10 protein-coding genes are annotated in these 20,310 nt (G+C 63.8%); 1 reads left to right on the top strand and 9 read right to left on the bottom strand.

Annotated elements, in window-relative coordinates; translation table 11 throughout:
- The first annotated feature begins 8 nt into the window (after nucleotides 1-8).
- Nucleotides 9-305 carry a c-type cytochrome gene (locus AC07M7_RS02000; protein WP_495206630.1) on the top strand — a complete coding sequence of 99 codons (297 nt, stop codon included), beginning with the start codon at nucleotides 9-11 and terminating at the stop codon, nucleotides 303-305.
- Nucleotides 306-335: 30 nt separating this feature from the next.
- Here AC07M7_RS02000 and AC07M7_RS02005 read toward each other — a convergent pair whose 3' ends face one another.
- The 9 genes from AC07M7_RS02005 to AC07M7_RS02045 form a co-directional block, all read right to left on the bottom strand.
- Nucleotides 336-1,079 carry a 3-keto-disaccharide hydrolase gene (locus AC07M7_RS02005; RefSeq protein WP_495206631.1) on the bottom strand — a complete coding sequence of 248 codons (744 nt, stop codon included), beginning with the start codon at nucleotides 1,077-1,079 and terminating at the stop codon, nucleotides 336-338.
- A gap of 14 nt (nucleotides 1,080-1,093) precedes the next feature.
- Nucleotides 1,094-1,669, bottom strand: a complete 576-nt coding sequence (locus tag AC07M7_RS02010; RefSeq protein WP_295377407.1) for a gluconate 2-dehydrogenase subunit 3 family protein — start codon at nucleotides 1,667-1,669, stop codon at nucleotides 1,094-1,096.
- The gene (locus AC07M7_RS02015) at nucleotides 1,669-3,354 is read right to left on the bottom strand and encodes a GMC oxidoreductase (protein WP_046985709.1); all 1,686 of its coding nucleotides are present in this window, start codon (nucleotides 3,352-3,354) and stop codon (nucleotides 1,669-1,671) included. Before AC07M7_RS02015 ends, AC07M7_RS02010 begins: the two co-directional genes overlap by 1 nt.
- Nucleotides 3,355-3,381: 27 nt before the next feature.
- Nucleotides 3,382-4,278: a hydroxypyruvate isomerase family protein gene (locus AC07M7_RS02020; RefSeq protein WP_211195185.1), complete on the bottom strand. Its 897-nt coding sequence runs from the start codon at nucleotides 4,276-4,278 to the stop codon at nucleotides 3,382-3,384.
- Between the two features lie 200 nt (nucleotides 4,279-4,478).
- Entirely contained in the window at nucleotides 4,479-5,063 is a 585-nt protein-coding gene (locus tag AC07M7_RS02025; protein ID WP_426354060.1) for a single-stranded DNA-binding protein, read from the bottom strand.
- Between the two features lie 192 nt (nucleotides 5,064-5,255).
- A complete protein-coding gene (locus tag AC07M7_RS02030) occupies nucleotides 5,256-5,804 on the bottom strand; it encodes a toxin-activating lysine-acyltransferase (RefSeq protein ID WP_136638394.1) in 549 nt (182 codons plus the stop codon).
- On the bottom strand, nucleotides 5,801-15,922 hold the full coding sequence (locus tag AC07M7_RS02035; RefSeq protein ID WP_495206632.1) for an SPM autocatalytic domain-containing protein: 10,122 nt from the start codon (nucleotides 15,920-15,922) through the stop codon (nucleotides 5,801-5,803). The genes AC07M7_RS02030 and AC07M7_RS02035 overlap by 4 nt, the downstream gene beginning before the upstream one ends.
- Before the next feature lie 2,414 nt (nucleotides 15,923-18,336).
- The gene (locus AC07M7_RS02040; RefSeq protein WP_478474901.1) at nucleotides 18,337-18,909 is read right to left on the bottom strand and encodes a hypothetical protein; all 573 of its coding nucleotides are present in this window, start codon (nucleotides 18,907-18,909) and stop codon (nucleotides 18,337-18,339) included.
- On the bottom strand, nucleotides 18,906-20,300 hold the full coding sequence (locus tag AC07M7_RS02045) for an HlyD family type I secretion periplasmic adaptor subunit (RefSeq protein WP_046985704.1): 1,395 nt from the start codon (nucleotides 20,298-20,300) through the stop codon (nucleotides 18,906-18,908). Before AC07M7_RS02045 ends, AC07M7_RS02040 begins: the two co-directional genes overlap by 4 nt.
- Nucleotides 20,301-20,310: the final 10 nt, after the last annotated feature.

Genomic DNA, 20,310 nt, shown 5'->3' on the forward strand with positions numbered 1-20,310 from the left:
GTCCCCACATGAAAATGATCCTGGCAATGGCCGTGGCCCTGGGCGGCATGAGCCTTGCGACAGCAGCATGGTGCAAGGATGACCCGGCCGCCGGTGCAAAGCTCTACACCGCGAACTGCGTGGCCTGCCATGGTGCGGATCGCGCGGGCATGCCGGGCGCATTCCCGGCGCTCACCGATATCGGCAAGCGCATGGCACCCGCGCAGATCAAGGAAAAGATCAGCAAGGGCGGCGGGCTGATGCCGCCCTTCTCCCAGCTGTCGCAGCAGGAAATCGATGACATCGCCAGCTACCTGGCGAAGTAAGCGGCCGGCAACCACGCCGGCCGCGTGCCACTACAGCTCGCGCACCCAGATGTTGCGGTAGCTGACCCTGGAGTCGTGCTCCTGCAGGTAGAGCGGCGCACACCCATGTGGCGCGTAGGAAGGCGCACCGATGTATTCGGTCTTGCCTGCCAGCACGGTGTCGTCCTGCACCAGCACGCCGTTGTGCAGCACCGTGATGCGCGCGGGCGACGCAAGGCCGCCGCCCGCCGAGAAGCGCGGTGCTTTCCAGAGGATGTCGTAGGCCTGCCACTCACCCGGTGCGCGCGAGACGTTCACCAACGGCATCGCCTGTTTGTAGACCGAGCCTGCCTGGCCGTTGGCATAGGTCGGGTTGTTGTAGCTGTCGAGCACCTGCAGCTCATACAGCTCCTGCAGGAAGATGCCGCTGTTGCCCCGGTTCTGTCCGTCGAAGCCCTTCGTGTCGGCGGGTGTGCGCCACTCGACATGCAGTTGGACATCGCAGAAGCGTTGCCTGGTGCGAATACCCTTGCTGCCGGGCACGACGGTCATGGCGCCATCGGCAACCTTCCAGGGCACGCGTCCGCCCTGCTCCGCCTCCCACGCGGAGACATCCTTGCCATCGAACAGCACGATTGCGTCGGACGGGGCCCTGCCTGGCGGCGTGGCCACGGTCGCAGGCACCGGCGTCCACACCTCGGTCTTCTTCGGATCGCGTGCAGCGTCGGCACCGTTCTGCGCGAAGGCGGGTGCGGCAACCAGCACGGTCACCGCGATCAGCAGCGGCTTGATCATCCTTTTGCGCTCCATCAGCTGGTCCCCCACGCCGGCGTGCCGGGAACATAGGCGAGGTCGCCATCGTAGCGCCCCGGCACCGCAACGTACTGCAGCACCCCGGTCGCGCCGACTTTGGAGGTAAAGAATCCGAAGATGGCCAGCTGCTTGAGCATCGTGAAGTAGTGTGGCATCGCCTCGCCCTCTTCAGGCGTACCGGTTTCGGTCACATCGGCATGACGTGCCTTGGCTTCCGCATCGAGCGTGCGCAGCAATTCGGTGCGGGCTACCGGTGTGAGCGATACGAACCGGCCACCCGCGCGCTTGTCGATATCGGCCAGCCCGGCGCGGAACGTCGCCTGCTGTCGGGCGGTATAGCAGTCGCTGACGAACGTCGCCATGAACAGTCCGGCGCCGGCATCCTTCGCGCCTGGCGTCCGGGTCCGCGGCAGGATGGTCTCGGCTATCTCGTCCAGCGTGCCGACATCGGCGTCGGAGAAATGGATCTTCGCAGTGGCGGCCGGGGCCTGCCCCTGCACGAGCGCAGGCAGGCCGACCATGGCCGCACCGGTGGCGGCGACGATCATTTTCAACAGTTCACGGCGATCCATCAGAGGTTCCCCGCTTTCAGTTCGCGCACCGCATGGTCGGCGGCCCGGGCCGTCAGCGCCATGTAGGTCAGCGAAGGATTCACGCAGGCGCTGGAGGTCATGCAGGCACCGTCGGTGACATACACGTTGGGCGCATCCCAGACCTGGTTGTGCTGGTTCAGCACCGAGCTCTTCCGATCACGTCCCATCCGCGCGGTTCCCATCTCGTGGATGCCCTTGCCCGGGGCATAGTCGTTGTCATGCATCTTCACGTCCTTGACGCCGGCCGCTTCCAGCATCTCTGCGGCATCGGCGGCCATGTCCTTGCGCATCGCCAGTTCGTTGGCGCGCATGGCAACGTCCATCGCCAGTACCGGCAGCCCCCACTTGTCCTTGCGCTCCCGGTCCAAGCGGATCGTATTGTCGTGGTGCGGCAGCATTTCGCCGAAGCCGGTCATGCCGATACGCCAGTCGCCCGGCACGGTCAGCGCTTCCTTAAGGTCGGCACCGATGTTGAGCTCGGCGATCTCGCGCGACCACCCCGTGCGGCTGGCACCGCCCTGGTAGCCGAAGCCGCGCAGGTAGCCGCGTTTGTCGGCCGCGACGTTGCGGAACCGCGGAATGTAGAAACCGCACGGACGACGGCCGAAGTAGTACTTGTCTTCGTATCCCTCGACGCGGCCGGAGGCACCCGCACCGAAATGATGGTCCATCACGTTGTGCCCCAACTCGCCCGACGAGGAGCCCAGCCCGCCGTCCCAGACATCGGTGGCCGAGTTCATCAACAGCCACGTCGAGTTGAACGACGAGGCGTTGAGGAAGATGACCTTGGCGGTGTACTGGTAGGTCTGGCCGGTCTCGGCGTCGATGACCTCCACGCCGCGGGCACGCTTGCGGTCCTTGTCGTAGAGCACTTCCTTGACGATCGAGAACGGCCGCAAGGTCAGGTTGCCGGTCTTCATCGCCGCCGGCAGTGTCGCTGCCTGGGTGGAAAAGTAAGCGCCGAAGGGGCAACCCAGGATGCACTTGTTGCGGTACTGGCAGTTGACGCGGCCCTGCTCGGGCATGGGCTTGGTGATGTTGGCAGTGCGCGAGTGGATCATGTGCCGGGTGCCGCCGAATGCCTTTTTGATCCGTGCGGCCACGTCCTTCTCGACGATGTTCAATGGGATAGGCGGCAGGAACTCGCCATCCGGCAACACGTCCAGCCCTTCACGCGTACCAGCAATACCGGCGAACTTCTCCACATGGTCGTACCACGGCGCGATATCGGCGTAGCGGATCGGCCAATCGGCCGCGATGCCGTCCTTGAGGTTCGCCTCGAAGTCCAGGTCGGAGAAGCGATAGCTCTGCCGGCCCCATAACAATGAGCGGCCGCCGACGTGGTAACCACGGAACCAGTCGAAGCGCTTGGTCTCGACGTAGGGCGAGTCCTGCTCGTTGGCCCACATTCCTTCCAGGTTTTCGGCCAGCCCGTAGTCGCGCATCAGCACCGGGAAATCGGCTTTCATCGCCTGGGTGGGCCGGTTTCGATGCGGGAAATCCCATGCCTCCTTCATCGCATTGACGTAGTCCTTGACGTGCTCGATGTTGCGTCCGCGTTCCAGCATCAGGACCTTCAGGCCCTTTTCGGTCAGCTCCTTCGCTGCCCAACCGCCACTGATTCCCGAGCCAACAACAATGGCGTCGTAGTGATTATCTGCCATGGGTTTCTCACCTGGGTGGATATCGTTTCAGACGTCGCAGAGGCGGATTGCCTCGCGCAATGAGCCAACGGGATCGGGCGCTGCAGGCATGAACTCCTGCGCCAGATATCCCTTGAAACCGGTGTCGCGGATTGCGCGGCAGATGGCCGGATAGTGGAGCTCCTGCTGGTCTCCGATCTCGTTCCGGCCGGGCACGCCCGCGGTGTGGTAATGCTTGAAGCAGGCATGATGCTTGCCGATGGTGGCGATGATGTCGCCTTCCATGATCTGCATGTGGTAGATGTCGTAGAGCAGGCCGAAGTTGTCCGAGCCGAGCCGCTGGCACAGCTCCACACCCCATGCGGAGTGGTCGCACAGGTAGTCGCGATGATCGACCTTGGAGTTCAACAGCTCCATCACCAGCACCACACCGCGCTTCTCGGCGTGCCCGAGGATGCGCTTGAGGCCGGCCTCTGCATTGGCCAGACCTTCCTTCGGGTCCATGCCGTTGCGGTTGCCGGAGAAGCAGATCAGGTTGCGATAACCGGCATCGGCGACCAGATCGATGTGCCGCGTGTAGCGTTCCACCAACTGGTCATGGAACTGGCGGCCAGCAAAGCCCTTGGTCAGGCCCAGCTCCGCGCCGTTGCACATCGAGCTGTACACGCCGTTGGCCTTCAGCGTCGGCCAGTCCTCCGGACCGACCAGGTCGATCGCGGCAAAACCGATGTCCTTCACTGTCGTGCAGAGCTGGGCGACCGACAGCTGCGGGAAGGTCCAGCGGGCGACGGAATGCTTCAGGTTGCCCTTGAGTTGCGCAGTGGCGGCGAATGCGGGGAGCATGCCTGCCGCCCCCAAGCCAATGCTGCCGGCAACTGCGAGACGCAGCGCATCGCGCCGCGTGAGGCCCGTCGCCGGGGCCGGTCTGATCGAATGGATGGACATCCACCTGCCGGCCTCCCAACCGGTATCAAACGCAACGATTCACAGCAATGCAATCGATTGCACCATAGGGGAGGAAATTGTCTGTTTGCAAGTCGCGGTGCACGAAAACCGATGCTGCGGGGCACAACTCCGAATGGATTCCGGAAAAAGAAAAGCCCCGCATCGCGGGGCTTTCTTTTCTGCTGCAGGCGACCGTTCGATCAGAACGGAATATCGTCATCAGCGAAGTCGTCCATCGGCGGCGCCTGCTGCGGCTGCGGGCGCTGGTTGCCACCCTGGTTGCCGTAGCCGCCGCCCTGGTTGCCGCCCTGGTTGCCATAGCCACCACCCTGGCCTCCGCGCTGGCCACCGCCGCCGCCGCCGCCGTACTCCTGGCGCGGCGCCTGCTGGCGCTGCGGGCGCTCACCGCCGCCGTAATTGCCGCCACCACCACCACCACCGCCGCCTTCACCGCGGCCGCCCAGCATCTGCATCTCGTCGGCGATGATGTCGGTGGAGTACTTCTCCACGCCGTCCTGGCCGGTGTACTTGTCGTAGCGCAGGCTGCCTTCGACATACACCGAGCTGCCCTTGCGCAGGTACTCGCCGGCGATTTCGCCGAGCTTGCCGAAGAACACCACGCGGTGCCATTCGGTACGTTCCTGCTGGTTGCCATCCTTGTCCTTGCGGACGCTGGTGGTGGCCAGGCTGATGCGGGTGATCGCCATGCCACCCTGGGTGTACTTCACGTCCGGGTCGTTGCCGAGGTTGCCGACCAGGATGACTTTGTTGATGCCGCGCGCCATAGGTAAGTGATTCCATTGTCCGGGGGCTGGTGCCTGTCATAGCACACAGCCGGAGTTGCCGATACCCGGCCGCCCATGGGTGGGCACTGCCAGAAACCCGGCATTCTATCATCGAGCCCCAGCCCACCGGGCTTGCCGCTGTTCCCCCGACCGCCAGAGTGGCGGCCGGGGCGGACGTTCACCCTTCCCGGATCAGGCCGCCTGCGACGGCACGCCGCCCAGGGTCACCTTGTCACGCCGGCCGGTGGCCGGATCGGTCCGGTGCATGGACAGGCTGCGCCCCGCGAACGGCCCGGTCAGCAGATCGCCCAGCATGGCCTCGGCCAGGCCGTTGCCGGGCTGGGCGAAGGGGGTGATGAACTCGATCAGCCACAGGCGATCGCCACTGTTCCAGTCGTCCAGTTCCAGCCGCTCGCCCTGCTCCAGCTTCTGCTCGGCCTGCTCGGACAGGTTCGCCCAGATCGCAACGCCCAGCGGCAGCTGCTCCAGCGCCTGCTGGGTCAACCCGGCGAAGGCCGCACCGGCTTCCTGCATGCCCGGCAGCGGCGGCAGTGTGCCGAAACGGAACACCCGGAACTGCTCCTTCAGCAGCGGCGGCATGAACGACCATTCCAGGTCCTTGAGCTGCATCTCACGGTGCAGCGGCGATTGCGAAAGCAGCCAGACGATCTGGCCCAGAGCCTCGGCAACAGTGCGCGGTGCCCCTTCGGCGGCGGCGGTGTCTGTCGTGGAAGTGATCATGAACGGGAAATCCTGTAGTCGGGAATGGCGGTCAACAGTTCCATGGTGGCCGGATCGCGCGCGGCCGTGCTGATGCCCTGGGCATAGGGCTGGGCGTCGAACGTGGACATCGCTTCGATCATCTGGAAGCGCTTCTTCTGCGCCAGCGCCAGATTGTCATGCAAGGCTGAGCGCTGTGTAGCCGGGCCGGACGGAATGCTTTCGTCGATGGGGGCACGCTGTTCCGACCGAGCCGATTGCTGCATACGCTCGGCGGCGGTGGGCTCAACGCCACCGAAGCGATCCCGGGATTCTGCCGCCGCCAGTTCCGCCGGGGCCTGCGACAGGTCAGCTGCAGGCGCGAAGCGTGGATCGCCGCCTCGGCGGTTGACCCGGCCGGAGGCGGCATCACCGCTGCCCAGGTCACGTCCGCCCTTGCCGGCGCCAGCGTTGAGATTCAAGCCGTCCCCGTCAGCGTCCTCCTCCCGCTCTCCAAATGCGAAGAACATGTCCGACAAGGCCGCCTGGGTGCCATCGGTACGGGTGTACTGACCGTTGGCGTAGGTGGTGTTGTCCGGCGATGTACCGGGCATCTGCCCGGTGCGGCGCGCATCAAGATTGATCGACGCCACGCCCGCCTGTTGCAACGTCAACAGTTCACCGACCTGGCTGATGCCATCGCGGTTCGCGTCGCGCCAGACCTGGAACTCTGCAAAGCGAGCGTCGTTGGCATCCAGGCGCCGGTCACCATTGCTGTCATAGGCAGCCAGGCCTTCAAGGTCGGAATGGGCCCCCTCCAGATCCATCGTGAACGAGATTTCGGCGCCGGAATCGATCGTGCCGTTGCGGTTGCGGTCCAGGACAAGCAGGCCATCGTGTGGCCCGACCCAGCCTGTCAGGTCACGCACGCCATCACCATTCATGTCGAAGCGCGTGGCGCTTTGCGCCCAGCCCACGGTCTCGACGCCGTCGCCATCCAAATCAAGTACGACTGGGCCCAGGCGCCCGCCCCACTGGTTGACGACAAACTTCAAAGGATCACTCCACAGGCCTGCAGAATCCACCGCTTGGACGACGATCTCATACCATGTGTCGTAGTAGGTCTCCTGGAAGTAGCCCGCGCCGCTACCTCGCGGATCGCCCCAGTCCCCAGATGTCTCCGTTCGGCGGCCGCCACGGCCCACAATGCGCGAATCGAAGATGTTGCTTCCGTAAGGAGTCAGGAAACCATCACCCGAGATACCGCGCGTTGTGGTACCTCCATCGAACGTGTAGGTGTCACCCGAGTAAGTATCCCAATACTGGCCGGAGACGCCAGTGAACTCCACTGCACTGGTGACATGCATGATGGCGTAGAAGTCCTCCTGGTCATTCGCAGCAAGCACCTGGTAGAAATTTCCATCCTGCCAGGTCGCGATCGTCGGCCGCTCATTGACGTTCTGCACATTGATCGTCACCCAGGTACTGCTGGACAGGCCCCCGCGATCGGTGACGGTCACCTGGATCTGGTGGCTCTGTGCGGTTTCATAGTCCAGCTGCCCGTGCAATGCGATCTGCCCGGTGGTGGCATTGATGCCGAACAGATTGCTGGCGCCGCCGGTAATGGCAAAACGGTGGTCGCGGTTGTACCACTGGCTGTCGGGGTCGGACCAGTTGGTGAACTGGAACACGGTCTGCCCTGCACCCGGCGACGATTCAGCCAGCGTCAGGCTCTGGCCCCAGGTTGTCGGCGCTTCGTTGACGTCTTCGATGCGTACCGTGATCTCGCGGTTGCCCGACACCAGCGCACCATCCGTGGCACGGACCGTGACGTTGTAGTAAGCCTCCAGCTGGCCGTCGCCGTCGCCGTCAATCAGCTGCAGGTACGGTGCAACCGCTTCGAAATCGAAGCCGCTGACGTTGTACTTGAGCTGGTTTCCGGAAATGACGAACCAGGCAAAGGGGTCGTTGATGATCTGATACGAGGGTGTGGTCCCGTCCGGATCAGACGAGGACAGCGTGGCTACCACCTGCCCGGACACGCCGGTGTTCTCGGAGGTGAGGGCCACGTGCTGCACGACGTCCGGCGTTCGTGGTGCTTCGTTGACGTTGGACACGCCCACTTGGAACACTTGGTCGCGGGTCGCGCCGTGGGTGTCGGTCACCCTCACTGTAATTGCATGCGAAGTGGCTGCCTCGTAGTCCAGCAGCCCACCATTGGCGACGCTCAGTACACCAGCAGCAGTGATGGCAAAGCGGCCGCCGGCATTGTTGACCAGGGTGAAGGTCAGGCCGTCGGTGGCATCTTGGTCCTGGCCGCTGAACCTGCCGACCTCGGTGCCGTTGCCCGTGTTCTCGGCAATGCTGAGCGAGCGGTCGGCAGTGATACCATGAGGCGCGTCGTTGACGTCCTCCAGGCGCACGGTAATGGTGCGCGCACCTGCCGAGGTCAATCCACCGGATACCGCTTTCACCGACACCGAGTACACCACCTCCTGGCGGCCATCGCTGTCAGCATCGCTCAGTGTCATGCCGGCGGCCTTCAGCGCCTCGAAATCCAGCACCAGGCCGTCACGGAACTTCAGCTGGTTACCGACCAGGGTGAACCAGCCGCGCGAGTCTCCCTCCAGCACATAGCTGTAGCTGCCATTGCCGCCGCTGGAAGCCAGGTTGGCAATCACCACACCGCCCAACGCGGCATTTTCGGCAGCGATGGCCACCGGCTGGCTGGACACGGTCGGTATCGCCGGAGCTTCATCGACGTTGGTCACCGCCACGGTGAAGGTCTTGTCGCGGGTGAGGCCACCGGCGTCGGTCACGCGCACCACGATCTGATGCGATGTGTTGGTCTCGTAGTCGAGCAGGCTGGCATTGGCCACCGTCAGTACACCCGCCGCGGAAATCGCAAAGCGGCCACCGGCATTGTCGGTCAGGCTGAAGGTGAAGCCATCGTTGTCCGCGTCGACGCGGGCGAAGTTGCCCAGCACCGTGCCATTGGCCACCGGCGCATCCGCCGTGGATTCGACCGTGCTCAACGCGCGGTCGACCGTGATGTCGGTCGGACGCGCGTTGATGGAGACCGACAGGGTCTGCGTCTTGCTGCTGGTCAGGCCGGTGGCGGTCTCCTTGGCGATGGCGGTCACGGTCAGCGCCGCAGTGCCGGTCAGATCGGCCGACCACGTGGCCGGGCCGACCAGCGCCAGACCGGCCAGCTGCGCCGGCGTCAGCGACCACACGCCGTTGCCCAGGTTCGTTCCCTTGTTCAGGGTCAGCCCGGTCGGAAGGTTGGAGATGCGGATCTCCAGCGTTTCCGACCCGTCGGTGTCGGTGAGGGCAGCCTGCACGTCCAGCGTCAGCGTTCCGCCATCAAGCGTCTTGCCGACCTGCACGGCACGGGTAATCACCGGCGCGTCCACTACCGGCGCCACATTCATGAAGAACACGCGCTCGGTCACCAGCCCACCGGCATCGGTTGCGATCAGCTTGATCGCAACGCGTCCGCTGGTGTTGCCCTTCGGCACCAGCGTCACCGTGCGCTCGCCGTTGGCTCCCGCAGTGATGGTCGGAGTATTCATCCAGGCAACCACCGTCGTGAGGTCAGTCGCATCCACCGCCACGGCACGCACGGTGACCCCGGATGCCGGGGTCAGGTCATCACCGACGGTGAACTGCAGGGCGACCTGGCCATCCTCGTTGATCGACTGATCCGGTACGATGCTGATCGACGGCAGGCCGTTGCCATCCCAATAGTGCCGCCACTGGTTCTCGAACGTGCCGTCGGCATGCAATGCCTGATAGGCCGCGACCGTGACGGGCTTGGTGCGGCCGGCCATCAGCGCGACCAGTGCCTCTGCATTGATCGTGCTGCTGGCGTGCTCGCCGGCCAGGAAGAAATCGATCTTGTAGTTGGCGCGATCATTGGCGTTGGTGGTGGTGTACCAGCCCTTGATCGTGGTCACCACGCTGGTACCGATCACCGAGATCACCAGGTCATCGCCGGTGCGGCTGAACCACAGATCATTCCGACTGATGTCGCGGTAGCCGATGACGTCGATGTCGTCGCCACTGGAATCGTAATTGCGGATCTCATCCGCACCCGAATCGCGATCGATCAGATAGACGTCACTGTCATCGCCACCGATCAGAATGTCGCTGCCGGCGCCGCCATACAGCGTATCGTTGCCGGCCTGCGCATCCAGCAGATCATCACCGTCACCACCATAGAGCGTGTCATTGCCGGCCCCACCGTAGAGCGTGTCATTGCCGGCACCGCCCTCGATGTAGTCATCACCCGCGCTACCGGTGATGGTGTCGTTGAATGCACTGCCGATGATCCGCTCGAATGCATCTTCAAGCACGTCACCGGCCGCTGCGCCGCCATGGGTTCCCGTCGCCAGGTTCAGCACCACGCCGGCCGTTGCCGATGCATAGGTCAGCGTATCGACACCGGCGCCTCCGGACAGGGTGTCGGCACCGGCACCGCCATCGAGGATATCGTCGCCATCGCCACCGCGCAGGATGTCGTTGCCGACGCCGCCGCGCAGCGTGTCATTGCCGATGGCCCCTTCCAGCAGGTCATTGCCGGCACCGCCATCGAGGATGTCATTGCCGGCGTCGCCGTACAGGCGATCATCACCGTCTTCGCCATACAGGTTGTCATCGCCATCACCGCCACGCAGCTCGTCGACGCCTGCGCCACCGTACAGCGTGTCTCGACCCAGCTCGCCCCACAGTTTGTCGTCGCCAGCCTCACCGCGCAGATTGTCATCGCCATCGCCGCCGTACAGGTCGTCGTTGCCACCGCCGCCGTTGATGATGTCGTTGCCGCCGAGCCCCTGGATCACGTCCCGGTTGGCCTGGCCGACCAGCGTTTCTCCAGCGGCAGTGCCGTACAGGTAGTCATCGCGGTTGACCACGGTGAAGACCAACTGCTTGCTGACGCTCAACCCGGCGCCGCCGCGATCGGTCGCGGTGACCGTCACGGTGACGTTGCTTCCCGCTTCATAGTCAACGATCGCACCGGCCTTCAGGCGCAGCTGGTTGCCGTTGATGATCTCGAAGCGGCTGTCGGACACGCTGTACACCATCGTGGCGAAATCACTGCCTGCCGTGGTGTCTGGATCGGTGGCCGACAGCGTGCCGAGCAGGATCGCCGGCAGCGCAGTTCCGGTGGGAACCCGATCGGTTTCGCTGAGGCTGGTGGTGGTGGCCGCGAACACCACCGCCGTCGGTGCTTCATTCTCGTCTTCGATGGCATAGGTGAAGCTGAGCGTCGAAGCAGATGCCAGGCTGCCGTCGTACGCCCTCACGCTTGCGGTCAGCAGCACCTCCTTGATGCCGTCGCCATCCAGATCGACCAAGGTCGCGCCCTGGGCGGCGGCCAGCGTCTCGAAGTCGATCGCAACGCCCGCACGCACGCGTACCTGGTTACCCACAACCTCCAGCAGACCGCCCGGGTTGGTCACCAGCTGCAGGGTCGGCGTTGTCTTGTCAGGATCCCCGATCACGAAGGTGCCCACCAGCGTACCGGCGCCCGTCTTTTCACCGGCCAGTACGGGCGCGGTGTTCGGTGGCCGCGTCGGCGTGAACGGCGCCTCGTTGATGTTGCGTATGTCGATCGTGAAGTCCTTCTCGAACCACGCGCCGGCACCGTCGGTCACGCGCACCCGGATGGTGTGCGCGGTGGCGGTTTCATAGTCCAGCTTGGTGCCATCACGAACGCTCAGCGTGCCATTGGCCGCAATCTGGAAGCGGCCACCGCCGTCATTGACGAGGGTAAAGGTGGCTGTGTCCTCGGCGCCGTCACGGTCGACATGGCCAAAGCGGCCCAACGAAAGATTGTTGGCAGCGTTCTCGTCCACCGCCAGCGGCCCCGGCGCGAGGATGTCGCTGGGAGCGTCGTTGACCGAGCGCACCACCAGATCGACGATCTGGTCGGCGGTATTGCCGTCGGCATCGGTCACCCGGACCACGAAGCGGTCGGTGCCGTGGCGGTCTGCCGCCGGCGTATAGACCCAGGCACCCGTGGCCGCATTGAGGGCAACGGTCCCCATACCGGGTGCGGTGATCACCGTGTACCCGGTGATGTTCCCGTCATGGTCGACGGCATTGACGCTGCCATTGAGCGGCACGTCCTCATCGGTGGCCAGGTACTGCGTTTCGACCAGCGGTGCCGGCTTGCTCGAGTTCTGCCAGTAGCTGCCGAGCAGGCCCTGCAAGCTGGAGGACATCCCGGCCGGCACGGACGCCGACTCTGCCGCCATTGCCGCAAGCAGCGGCTCGGCGTGGGCGAGGAACAGCGAGCCTGCACCGGTCGCGATCTCGGTGATCCGGCTGGCGCCGGAGTAGTAGCCCGCGATGGTGATCCGGGTGCTGCCTCCGATCACGCTGACCAGCAGATCGTTGCCCACCTTCTGCAGCCAGACCTCGTGGTTGGCCACGTTCTGCAGCACGATGCGATTGACGCCCAGTGCGTCTTCGATGCGGTCGTTGCCACCCTCCCGATCGAACAGGTAGGTGTCATTGCCATCACCGCCCCGCAGCAGGTCGTGGCCGGCCTCACCGGCCAGGGTGTCGTTGCCGGTGCCGCCATCCAGCAGGTCGTCGCCTGCGCCACCCACCAGGGTATCGTTGCCGGCCTCGCCGTAGAGCTGATCGTCTCCGTCCTGGCCCCCCAGGGTGTCATTGCCCTCGCCGCCCCAGGCCTTGTCGTTGCCTACATCGCCGCTGATCTGGTCGTCGCCCAGCCCACCGTAAAGCTCGTCAGCACCCGCGCCACCGGCCAGCACATCGTTGCCCGCGCCACCTTCAAGTCGGTCATCGCCGGCATCGCCGGACAACGCATCGTTGCCGTCGCCGCCCATCAGGGTGTCATTGCCGTCACCACCGATGAGCACGTCGTCGTCGCCCCGCCCATCCAGCCAGTCGTTGCCACCCAGCCCGATCAAGCGATTCGCGCGTGAATCACCACTGATCGTATCGGCGAAGCCGTCGCTGCCAACTACGTTCTCCAGCGTGCTGACGCCGTTGACTGCAACCAGGGTATCGCCATCGGCGTGCCCGCCCGACAGAGTACCCGCAGCCAGGTCCAGCACCAGCGACGCAGTGGAGGTCACATATCGGACGGTATCGCCATAGGCTTCACCCGCCACCGCGGCCTGGCCGAGGCTGATGCGATCGCTGCCGCCGTCGAGGATGTCGGCACCGGCGCCGCCCTCCAGCGTGTCATCGCCGTCGCCGCCCCGCAGCGTGTCATTGCCATCTCCACCCGCCAGCACGTCGTGACCTGCAAGACCCGTAAGCGTGTCCGCGCCATCGGACCCGAACAATACATCGTCACTCGCGCTACCGCCTTGGGAAAGCTGGCGGAACTGGCGCAGATCCAGCACCAGTCCGTCCTTCAACTGCATGAACTCGACGCGACGCTGGGCATTCGTGTGATTGGCGAGCTTGATCGTACCGTTCTGTGCGGCGAAGACATCCACCTGGAGCGTCGTCCCGCTCAGCGCCAACCGAAGATTTGAGAGGCTGAGCCCTGCTCCCAGTACCAGCGTATCCAGGCCCCCGTCGGTGGCCTGGAACACTTCGCGCACGATCTGTTGCCCATTTGGCCCGTTTCGCCAGGTCGACGAACGGAACTGCCCCTGCGCCGATGGCCACGTGGTGGAGGCTGGCGCGTTCGCCACTGGGGCGTCAAACAGGAAGTCCACCTTGTCCACGCTCTGGTAGACAACGGTGCCGGATGCGATCTCCTTGACCGTCAAACGATACTGATGCTTGTTGCCCGCCGTTGTCTCGCCAAGGCCCAGATACTCCCAGGACGCCGTGTAGGCTGATCCAAACGTCCCTGAGCTGGACATCACCTCATCCAGATAGAAGGCGCCTTCATAGATGACATCACTACCGTCGCCGACGTTGTACTCATAGGCATCGTCGCCCTCACCGCCGTACAGCGCATCCGCGCCACCGCCACCACGCAGCACATCCGCGCCGATGCTGCCGCCGAGGCGATCGGCGCCGGCGCCGCCCTCGATGCCTTCGATGCTGCTGTAGGCGTCGCCCTTGGCATCGCCGGTATTGGCGAACGTGCCTTCCAGGTAGACGCGCACCGCCGCACTGCCCGCGTAGGACGCGATGTCCACGCCACCGCCGCCGAACAGGGTGTCCGCGCCGGCACCGCCGTGTAGCAGATCATCGCCCTGGCCGCCGTACAGGATGTCGTCACCCGTACCGCCACGCAGCGTATCGTCGCCCTCGTTGCCCATCAGCAAGTCGTTGCCCGCACCACCGTCGATGACGTCATCGCCACCGTTGCCGGTCAACCAGTCCTTGCCAGCCGTTCCGGTAATCGTGTCATTGCCATCGCCGCCCCCCAGCAGGGTCATGTCGGTGAGCGCATGGCGGCCGGTCGCGGCAAACACCATGTTCTCGATCGATCCACCGAGTGCGTACCAGTCCTTGATCGTGATCCGGTCACTGGACGCCGAGAGGCGCTCCTTCTCACCATCGCGGCCGATCACCAGGCGCAGGTCATTGCCATCGCGCTGCAACATCACATCCTGGATGTCGATGCCAACGCCAAACTCCAGCGAATCAACACCCGCGTTGCGCGCAATCTGGCCATTGAGCGCGCCCTTGTGCCGGCGCAGCACCTGCGCCTCATCATTCCAGTCGTTGTGGCTGATCCAGGTGGAACCGTCGAAATAGACCACACCGTCCTTGCTGACAGTGCCATCGGCGTTGCGCACATAGCCGTTTACGTAGGCGCCCTTTTCCCAGACCAGATCCCAGTTGTCGACATAGTCGTCCATGACGATGTCATCGCCATCACCCCGCTGGTAGCGGAAGACATCATCGCCTTCGCCGCCCACCACTTCGTCGTTGCCACGGCCGCCGACCACCAGGTCCGAACCCGTACCGCCATACACCCGGTCATTGCCATCATCGCCAAACACCGTGTCATTGCCCGCGCCGCCCAGCACCTGGTCATTGCCGGAGCCGCCCATCACCCAGTCCTGGTCGCCATCGCCAGCAACGAAATCGTCGCCCGAGCCACCATTGCCGAAGTCATTGCCGGCCAGACCGCGGATCTCGTCATCGCCGGCGCCGCCATACAGGAAGTCCGCGCCGTAGGTGCCCAGGATCACATCCGAGCCACCCGTGCCGATGATGTACGAGGTCATGTCGCCGATGCGGATGTCCTCACCGTCGGCAAACCGCAGCCACTCCACGCGATGCGAGGATTCGAACCAATCCTTGATGGTCAGCTCATCACCGGTCAAGGTCGCGTTGCCGGCGGCGTCATAGCTGACCAGGGCAATGATCAGGTCGTTGCCGGCACCGCTGGCCGAGGAGCGACGCATCTGGATGTTCTGCAGCGACAGGCCGGTGCCGAACACGATCGCGTCCTCACCCCCCTTCACCGAGCCGTTGACCTCGTACTCGCCACCACCGGCCCAGTTGCGCGCCAGCTGTCCATTGGCGATCTTGGCGAGGCGGTCATTCAAGCTGTCGCCACTGCCGCGGATGGCCCCCGCCCCCTCTTCGTCGTAGACCACATCGCGGCCGTCACCGAGCCGGAACAGGTACTGGTCCGCGCCGCCCCCACCGAACAGGCGCGCTTCGCCATTGGCACCGCGATCATCGCCGGCGCCACCGCCGATGATGTCACCACCCTCGCCACCCACCAGCAGGTCGTTGCCGGCGCCACCTTCCAGCCAGTCCGAACCGGTGCTGCCATACAGGCGATCATCGCCGGCACCGCCGTCGAGATAGTTGCCGTTGCCACCACGCACAGCGATCGCCAGCGCCTGTGCGCCGGCATCACCGATGGCGAAGTTCACATTGGTGACATTGCCGGCGAACAGCACGTCATTGCCGTCACCGCCAAACAGCCAGTCATCGAGCAGGCCGCCCACCAGGGTATCGTTGCCGCTGCCTCCGAGCAGATCGTTGCCGAGGTCTCCACCCCGGACCAGATCGTCGCCTGCACCGGCATCGATGACGGCCGCGATCTCGATGCGATGCGTGGCCGAAGGGGTCTTGCCGTTGATCAGCAGGCCGGTGGTACTGGACAACGTTGCACCGTTGACGATGATGCTGTCGTTGCCGGCACTGCCGAGGATGCGATCCTTGTCTGCGGTAACGATGGTGTCGCCCAACGAGTGAACCTCGTCTCCAGTCCAGCTGACCAAAGTGCGCTTTCGTCCTCCATCGGGATCGAGCGCCAATGTCATATTGGAGGCAATCAGACCAATACCATCCACAACGCCATCTGCCAGCTGATCAAGCCACGCGGCGAACCCTCCCGTCCAATCAGATGCGGCACGCCGGTTGAGCCCAAGCTCTTCGACACGGACAAGTGTAATGGCCCACTGCGCGGCGAATCCGCTCTCGGGCGCTCCCGCAATCAGAGTGTTGATTTCCCACGGAGAGGCAATATATCTCGCATAGTCGGTAGCAACGGCCATGTCACCAAATAGATTGGTCGGACTGAAACTTGTCGGTGCATCCAGGCTGACAAGGTTCTTTCCAATGGCACGCTTGATGTATACATCTCCACCAATCATCCGATCGAGAAGATTGGACAGCGCCCGCACCGTACCGTAGGAAATTACATCCTCGGCCTTGGAGGTCGTGAATGACGGCTCCGACCAGTAGCGATACTTCTTGCCATACGTTCCATAGGTACCGCCATCTACCGTCGCGCCTGTTGCCAACCGGCTCCCGGATATCTCCAGAACCGCGTTCATGGTGCCTGCGACCTGATTGGCAAGCAGCGTAGCTCCGATACTCACGCCGCCTGAACGGGCGCGAACACCAGAGACGGCGAAGGTCGAATTCGCCTCGTCCCAGGTGACCGATGCCCAGGAGCGCGGCTTTCCGCTGGAGAACAGACTTCCGATCAATCCTCCGAATATGTACCCTACCAACGCACCAATGGCAGCGCCGATGGGGCCCGCATAGGTGGTGCCAACGGCCTGCAGCAGAGCACTCCAGGTTTGCGCCATCGTCGCACCAACATAGGCGCCCACGGCGGAGCCGATCTGAGCGCCTAGCTGTCCACCCACCGTTTCGAACTGGACGAGACTGGCGCCCAGGCGAGCGCCAATATATCCACCGATTGCGGTAAAGACCTGACCCGTTGACAAGCCATCTGTGATGCTGATCGTGGCGCCATCAGCAATCTTGATCGCGTTCTCAATGATCTGGCTGAGCGAGCTTGCAGCAACGCTCTGTCCGACCTCACCCAACGTTCCCTTGATGCCAAGCGAACTGATCAGCTCAGCCGTCAGATAGGCAGAAACCGTGCCAGCGGCGGCCCCTTGGAGGCTTGCTCGAAACTCCTCCGGGATATCAGAAAGCAGATCCAGGACGCCCGCCCGCGTCACGACCTTCGTTCCACCTGCAGCTGCAATCTCGGCCAGGTTCTTACCTACCGTCTTCAACGTGGCTGAAGCAAGCACCTTCCACAGCGGATCGTTGATCTTCAACGCAGAGGCGATCGCGCCGCCAATGGACCCGCCCAATCCCCCAGCCATGGTGATTCGCTGCAAGGTTTCACTGTCAACGGGGAGCTGCAACTGTGATGGGCTCCGCGGCTTCTGCGAAGCGTCACCCTTCCTATTGAAGACTCGCAATGGCCCACGGCCATCTGAGAAAATGAACTGGCTATCTCTTCCGCTGAAGTACAAGCCGTCTGCCTCAAGCGCCGATGCATTGCCGCCTATCGCCTCGAGATCAATCCGAACGTCACCAGGCTGGTTTCCCGCAGGCATCTGCCGCTGCATCTGCAGCTCGACTTCGATGATGTACTCCAGCTGGGGACCCAGGTAATAGTTCGGGTAATTGAGCCCCCCGGACTGGCCAAGCCCGGCGCCCGTGCCATCGTAGTAGCAGACTCCGAATCCCTCGACGTTCGGCGAAGTCCTGCTGGACTCAATGGAGTAGTTGCTGCGCATGGTGATGCCCTGTGCGAGCTTGTAACTACCATTGGGTTCCTTGACGATACATCCCGGTGGCATCGCCTGATACATCCTGGCCAGGAACGACTGCTGGTCGATGCCATTGTTGGAATTGAGCACGGCTCGTCCCCAAACCGCGTTCCACCCCCCGATCATCGCAATCGCTTCGTTTCGACGCGTGGCCTTAAGGTAAGCGTCCAAGATGGGCGTATAGTCTCTGACACCCTTCACGACCGAGAGTGCGTATACCTGCTGTCGGAATGTTTCAAGCGCTTTGGCGTTCTCAACTTCATAGATGCTATGTGCGGTTTCATGGCCGAGCACGAATGCCAGCGCATCCAACGCAGCTTCACCTCCAGCAGTGAACCGATCGCGACTTATGCGGATGACTCCGGATCCTGCGCTGTAGTGTCCTCCCTCTGTCGCACCGGAGGGAAGCAGTTCAATTCCCTTCAGGGTCCCATTCTTGGCGGATACGTTCAAACGAATCATGAGTTCGGGTGAACTCTCGATTGTCCGCCGAATGGTCTGCTCGGCCCTGGAGAACTGCCCCCCCTTTTGACGGAGACTCTGCAGTACGGCTTCAAGCTCATTGTTGATCGATGGCATGTTCAGAACTCCCGGGGACCGATGCTGATCGTTTCAACGCACTGATGGCGCTGACCATTGGTAGTGCTTGTGTATGTCCGGACCGCAACTTCCACGTTTCTGGCGCCGAGGTACCAGGTCTCGGGAAGCAGCGTTGATCTGACTGGCCCGCCCGTCATCCCGATGGCCCTGAGCCTCCGGGCAAACTGATCGGCATTGAACGTGCAGGTGTTCCTTGGCGTGGCAACGTAGGTGTCGAGAAGTGTTTGATAGCGACCGTTGCGAAACTCGGTTTGCATCCAGAAGGACCAGCCTTCGACAGTAATCCCTTCCCCTCTGCCGGAAGAGGGCAAGCCTTCTCCACGCCGCCATCTGACCCTCATTGCCTGTTCCAGCGCACTCGGCGGGATGCCCTTCCAGTGTTCCCCGCCCTGATGGGAGAGCAGTGCAACCAGGCGCTCCTGCAGATCCACCGACCTCACCGGGGCATGATCTCGTGCCTGTAGATGCCACGGGAGAAGAGCCAGTACAAGAATCAGACCAAGGAGCCGCATGGTTATACGGTCGCCATTTGAGACTTGAACACCGTTCTTCATCGCTCCCTCCCCGCCTCCTGCACACGCCGCGACAGCGGCGACAGCAGGTATTCAATGATGCGGCGATCACCGGTCTTGATCTCCGCCGTAGCGGCCAGGCCCGGCGCCAGCGCGCGACGCCTTCCATCCACCTCGATCCAGGGCTGCAGCAGGCGCACGCGGGCCGGGTAGCGCAACCCTTCCTTCTCGGTCTGTACCGCATCGCGGCCCACAGTCTCGACCACGCCATCCACCACACCGTAGCGGGTGAACGGATAGGCCTCCAGCTTCACCTCCACCGGCTGCCCGTCGCGGACGAAGCCGGCATCGCGATTGGGCAGCATCGCATCGACCACCAGCTCGCCGTCATGCGGCACCAGCACCATCAGCGCATCGGCCGGCTTCACCACACCGCCGATGGTGTGCACCTGCAGCTGCTGCACCACGCCGGTCACCGGTGCGCGCAGCACCGTGTGGCCGGCCTTGTCATGGGCCTTCTTCAATTCTTCGCCACGCAGCGCGCGCGCCGCTTCGGCCTCGGTCAGGGCATCCAATGCTTCGCGTGCGAACTCGCTGCGGCTCTTGCTCATCTGCTGGCTGGCCGCCAGTTGCGCTGCGGTCGCTTTGCGCTGCTCTTCGCGACGGATCGCCAGGTCTTGGCGCATGCCGACAACACGCTCCTTCACTTCGGCCACCTGCAGTCGCGGCACATAGTTGTCGCGGCTCAGTTCCTCCAGCTTGTTCAACTGATCGGTGGCCAGCGGCAGCTGCTCTTCCAACTTGGCGATCTCGGCCAGGATCATGCCGTGCTCGCCATCGCGCTGGCTACGCTCCTGCTGCAGCCCGCCCACGGTGGAATCGAACTCGCGCTGCTTGGCGGCCACCAGTGCCTGCTGGATGGCAACGATGCTGTCAGGCGTTCCCTCCGGTGCGATGAAGCGACCGGCCCGGCCAGCAACGTGGTCAACCACGGCCTGCGCCCGTGCCACATCGATCTGCGCGGTCAGCAACGCCTGGCGCGCCTGCTCGACTTCGGCATGGCTGACCGTCGGGTCCAGTTCGAGCAGCGGCGTGCCGGCCCTCACCGACTGCCCTTCGACCACATGGATCGCACGGACCACACCCTGGTCCGCGGCCTGGATCACCTTCACGTTGCCGCGCGGAATCACCTTGCCTTCGGCCACGGCGACCATGTCCAGGCGGCCAAGGCACGACCAGATCAATGCAATGGCCAGAAAGGCGATCAGCAACCAGAGAACGGTGCGGCCGATCGGGTTCGGTGGCTTTTCCAGGATCTCCAGCGCCGCCGGCAGGAAGTCCGGCGCCGCCGAATCGCGTTGGTCCGGCTGCGCACGCTCCGCGCGCAGGCTCTCGCGCAGGATGCCCAGGTGGTGCCTCAGTCCCTTCAACATGCGTGCTGTC

Source organism: Stenotrophomonas sp. GW821-FHT09E08 (genome assembly GCF_059416125.1).

Coding starts and splice junctions, on each gene's coding strand:
- AC07M7_RS02000 (WP_495206630.1), top strand. CDS start 9: ATGAAAATGATCCTGGCAATGGCCGTGGCCCTGGGCGGCATGAGCCTT.
- AC07M7_RS02005 (WP_495206631.1), bottom strand. CDS start 1,079: ATGATCAAGCCGCTGCTGATCGCGGTGACCGTGCTGGTTGCCGCACCC.
- AC07M7_RS02010 (WP_295377407.1), bottom strand. CDS start 1,669: ATGGATCGCCGTGAACTGTTGAAAATGATCGTCGCCGCCACCGGTGCG.
- AC07M7_RS02015 (WP_046985709.1), bottom strand. CDS start 3,354: ATGGCAGATAATCACTACGACGCCATTGTTGTTGGCTCGGGAATCAGT.
- AC07M7_RS02020 (WP_211195185.1), bottom strand. CDS start 4,278: ATGTCCATCCATTCGATCAGACCGGCCCCGGCGACGGGCCTCACGCGG.
- AC07M7_RS02025 (WP_426354060.1), bottom strand. CDS start 5,063: ATGGCGCGCGGCATCAACAAAGTCATCCTGGTCGGCAACCTCGGCAAC.
- AC07M7_RS02030 (WP_136638394.1), bottom strand. CDS start 5,804: ATGATCACTTCCACGACAGACACCGCCGCCGCCGAAGGGGCACCGCGC.
- AC07M7_RS02040 (WP_478474901.1), bottom strand. CDS start 18,909: ATGAAGAACGGTGTTCAAGTCTCAAATGGCGACCGTATAACCATGCGG.
- AC07M7_RS02045 (WP_046985704.1), bottom strand. CDS start 20,300: ATGTTGAAGGGACTGAGGCACCACCTGGGCATCCTGCGCGAGAGCCTG.